The organism is Mesorhizobium sp. M0676, from assembly GCF_040320535.1.
In the GTDB taxonomy this organism is placed as follows: domain Bacteria; phylum Pseudomonadota; class Alphaproteobacteria; order Rhizobiales; family Rhizobiaceae; genus Mesorhizobium.
This window is the reverse complement of sequence record NZ_JAMYPU010000069.1, coordinates 1-4,430: the sequence shown is the minus strand read 5'-3', so window position 1 is coordinate 4,430 and position 4,430 is coordinate 1. Positions and strand designations below refer to the sequence as shown.

The 4,430-nt window shown below is 61.1% G+C and carries 1 protein-coding gene and 2 pseudogenes; 2 read left to right on the top strand and 1 reads right to left on the bottom strand.

What is annotated here, in order from left to right:
* Positions 1-224, bottom strand: a pseudogene (locus NKI35_RS31170) (DDE-type integrase/transposase/recombinase); the annotation flags it as partial.
* Between the two features lie 202 nt (positions 225-426).
* Between NKI35_RS31170 and NKI35_RS31165 the strand changes: the two are divergent.
* Together NKI35_RS31165 and NKI35_RS31160 are read left to right on the top strand one after the other, a co-directional pair.
* Positions 427-1,284: an aldehyde dehydrogenase family protein gene (locus NKI35_RS31165; protein WP_352742637.1), complete on the top strand. Its 858-nt coding sequence runs from the start codon at positions 427-429 to the stop codon at positions 1,282-1,284.
* Positions 1,285-1,809: 525 nt separating this feature from the next.
* Positions 1,810-4,430 (top strand): annotated as a pseudogene (locus NKI35_RS31160) (hypothetical protein); the annotation flags it as partial.

Below are 4,430 nucleotides of genomic sequence, written 5' to 3'. Positions count from 1 at the left end.
GACGAAGCGTTGCAGGCCTCCCGGCGATCGGACCCCTGCATCATCCGCTCCCGTTTTCGCGGCGGCACATGGGAATTCTCCGCTCTGTTGTTCAACCCCTTGTGCGACCGGTGCTCGACGTCCGGCATCATCTGTCGCTTTGCCGCTCCATACGAGCGAAGCTAGTCGGTGATCATGCGCTTCGGCGCGAGCCCCTGCTTCTTCCACAGCCGCGTCAGCAAGCGCAACCTCTCGCAGGGTGCGCTCTCAGAATTCGTTCCTGCGCAGCGGCGTTGTTATCTCGATACTGGATAAGCGTCGACGAACCTACGCGTCAGCGGACGCGAAATCCTCACCATCCTTCTGCATCGCGCTATTTGGCCTGCCGAAAACCCAATTTCGCCGGCACGCTGCCGCTGAATACGATGATCATCTCGCATTCTTGCTATGGAGGCTGTCGTCCTTCCTGGGCACGCGGCTGACGGCGACGAAAGCGGGTTTATTCATGCAACACCCCTTTTTGGCAGGCAAGCTGGAGGACTTCGGGATGTCGGGGGCGAATATAGCGAAGACTCCCGCCGCTCGCCGATGCATTCTGGACGCAACCGCATCGAGCCGATGTGTGTTCGAGACGCTTCGCGGCTGCAGTCGCCGAACGATGGCGTGGTTATGCGACCTGTTCTGCACGCCTACCCCCGTCCAGTCAGGCGTTCACGAAGGTGTTTGTCGAGAATTCGTGGAGAAAGTCCGCCACTTATCGTTGGCGAGGGCTTTGCTCCGGAGTGGCGATCGGTGCTGATCGACAGGCAGGCTCTGGCCAAAATCGAATCCCATATCGCAGATGCCGTCGCGAAAGGCCGCAGAATTCGATGCGGGGGCAAACGCATCGCGCGAATGGCACGTCGAACTATCGGTCCTGTCTCCAGCGAGATGACCATCGCGCAAGAAAGAGACATTCGGGCGGTTGGCGCCTGTGATTGCTTCGACGATGCGGATAGGTCGTGCATGAGGCCAAGGACACGATCTACGGCCTTGCCGCCCACATTTGTGCCTCAAACGGAAGCGTGTTTGGCGTGTGGCCGAGGCCTTGGAATATGGCATGGTGGTATGAACACGGGACGCATGTCGTCGGAAGCCGCGCCTTTCGGCCGAGTGAAGCAGTCCGGCATCGGGCGGGAGGGTTCCCGCCATTGCCTCGAGGACTACCTCGAAATGAAATACCTCTGCAGGGCGGCATCTGAAGCATGGGCTTGCAGGGCTCGCAGACCGGTAAACCAGCGAGCCATCTCCAAATATGTGAATTGAGGATTGCTCCTCGACGGGAGCTGAGGGGCGGCTCCGCAAGCCTTACGACGCTCTTTGCGAGCCGTAGCTGCCGAGCTGGCAAAAGGCCGGGCTACGTCGCGCCAGCGCAATCGGCGCGCAGAAAATTAGGCCTACCCGCTCCGGGACCGCGGACCTCGTCAGCTTCTCGTAAGTATGCCCGAGTAGGTTGCTCAGCTGATCTGTGGACGTGAGGCTAGCGTGAACCGGCACAAATTTGACCTATCCAATGTAACAGGTTGGCGGCAGGTGCAGCCCCCGGCATCTCAAGAGCAAGCGGCACAGGCCGGGCAAGAGGGCTTTGAGCAGCGCTCGGGCGAGGCGCGCCAAGCCGCTGCCCAAATTCCCGCCCCCGGCGTTCCGGCTCTGCCAGACCCGTTCCATCCTCATCCGTCTCAGGGAGACCTGAACCCCATCGAAGGCGCGGCCCCATGGGAAGCGCAGCCCATGATGCAAGGGAGCGGACAAGAACACGCCGCGGCGCCGTACGCAGGAGGCAGTGGGTCGATGCTGGGTGCCTCGGTGCTGCAGCCGGGTCACTCAACGGCGCGCCATCATCATGCGCCGGATTCGTCAGTGGTTGATCTGAATCCCCCCGCACGGGTCGAGTTGCGTGACCATGCTCGTTCTCTGCCGGCGGCGGTGCAGCCAGATCCTCCAGTAGTGGTCTCCGGTCGCGACAAGCGTCCTCTTTATTCCAACGATGCGACCGTTGTCGAAGGGCTGAGGTCAGCACTCTATGCCGGTAAGGTCGGGGAGCGCACGGTCACGGACCATGTAAATTCTCTTCTCGGCTTTGGTCGTTGGCTCTTTGATAATAACAAGCCGGGATTTGCTGCTCGGCTTGACGATCCGTTGCTGGATCAGGATCTCAAGGAGTACCAGCGCGAGAGTGGCTCCTCGAACGTGGCTAGAGCACTGGGTCGTCTCAAAGAGTCGGCGCGCGGAGCGCCAATGGTGGGCCGCGCTGCCCTGAATCCCGACCCTGTCGACGCCGAGCTCATCAGAGATTACAAAGCGGCTCTGGTCAAAAAGTACGAGGCAGCGCCTGCGACCGGGCCGAATCCCAAAACCATTCAGGACTATGCGGCTACTCTTAGACGTTTCAGTCAATACCTGCATGAAAACAACAGGCCGGGGATTGCGGCTCGGCTTTACGAGGGGTCGCTGGATGAAGATGCCAGGCGCTATTTGGATTCCAGTGGTAACCGGTGGATCAGTGCACTAGCTCATCTCCGGAAGTTCCCGCCGTACGCCGCACTCGGGCGCGAAATTGCCCTTGCTGCTCGTCCGGAAGACGCAGTCGACATGGAGGCTCGTGCCATTGGGGACGCCGCTGCGCAGCACAGCGGGCCGCAGGAGGAATACAGTTGGCCAGAGTATCTCCCCCCTGGGAAAGCTAATGAAGACGACGCTGTTCTGGCATCGTCTTTCGTGCCTACTGGGCCCCATCACCAAGCCTCGGATCCCGCAGGGTCCTTTCGTCCCCTGATCTGGAGCGACGGCGACCAGGGCGCGCCGGACGAGCGGATCGCTGCACAGGACAGGAGCAACCAGCTACCAAGCGAGGAGGTCCTCATCAACCGTGAGCATGATACAGCGGAGTTGAGACCAGCGAAGAGGCAAAGGACCCTGAACAGTCGTCTGCAGGACGTTGCCACTGAGCCGCAGCTGAGCGAGATCGGCAATTCAGGCGCTCGCGTGCTGATGCAGGCCCCCACCCATCAAGTGGGTGCACTGCCATGGGAGGCGCAACTCATGACGCAAGGGAGCGGACAAGAACACGCCGCGGCGCCCTACGTCGGAGGCAGTGGGTCGATGCTGGGTGCCTCGGTGCTGCAGCCGGGTCACTCAACGGCGCGCCATCATGATGCGCCGGATTCGTCAGTGGTTGATCTGAATCCCACCGCACCGTTCGAGTTGCGTGACCATGCTCGTTATGTGCCGGCGGCGCCTGCCGGGCCAGCGTTCGCCAGGGCAGAGGAGACGCCCTCCGCGGTTGGCGAGGCCGCGGTGGCCGAAACGCTGGCTCGGTTGCAAAAGCAGATGGTCGATGCTGACTTGTCGGGATATTTCGACTCGATTCCGCACGCGGACCTTCTACGATCGTCATGGGAGGCGCAACTCATGATGCATGGCAGCGGACAAGAACACGCCGCGGCGCCGTACGCCGGAGGCAGTGGGTCGATGCTGGGTGCCTCGGTGCTGCAGCCGGGTCACTCAACGGCGCGCCATCATCATGCGCCGGATTCGTCAGTGGTTGATCTGAATCCCCCCGCACCGTCCGAGTTGCGTGACCATGCTCGTTCTGTGCCGGCGGCGCTGCAGCCAGATCCTCCAATAGGGGTCTCCGGTGCCGACAAGCGTCCTCTTTATTCCAACGATGCGACCGTTGTCGAAGGGCTGAGGTCAGCATTGGAGAGCACGGTCAAGCGCCATGTAAATTCTCTTCTCGGCTTTGGTCGTTGGCTCTTTGATAATAACAGGCCGGGATTTGCTGCTCGGCTTCACGAGGGGTCGCTGGATCCGGATCTCAAGGAGTACGAGAGCAAGAGTGGCTCCTCGGACGTGGCTAGAGCAGTGGGTCATCTCAAGACGTGGGCGGGCGGAGCGCCAGTGCTGGACCGCGCCGCTGTCCTGAATAATCCCGACCCTGCCGACGCCGCGCTCATCAGAGATTATACAGCGGCTCCCATCAAAGAGTACAAGGCAGCGCCGACCGGGCCGAATCCCGGTACCATTCAGACCTATGGATCTGCTCCTAGAGGTTTCAGTGAATACCTGGTTGAAAACCACAAGCCGGGGATTGCGGCTCGGCTTCACGAGGGGTCGCTGGATGAAGATGCCAAGCGCTATAACAACTCCGGTGGGATCAGTGCACTAGCTCATCTCCGGAAGTCCGAACTCGGGCGCGAGCTCCCTGGGAAAGCTCATGAAGACGACGCTGTTCTGGCATCGTTTTTCGTGCCTACTGGGCCCCATCACCAAGCCTCGGATCCCGCAGGGTCCTTTCGTCCCCTGAGCTGGAGCGACGGCGACCAGCGCGCGCCGGACGAGCGGATCGCTGCACAGGACAGGAGCAACCAGCTACCAAGCGAGGAGGTCCTCATCAACCGTGAGCATGATAC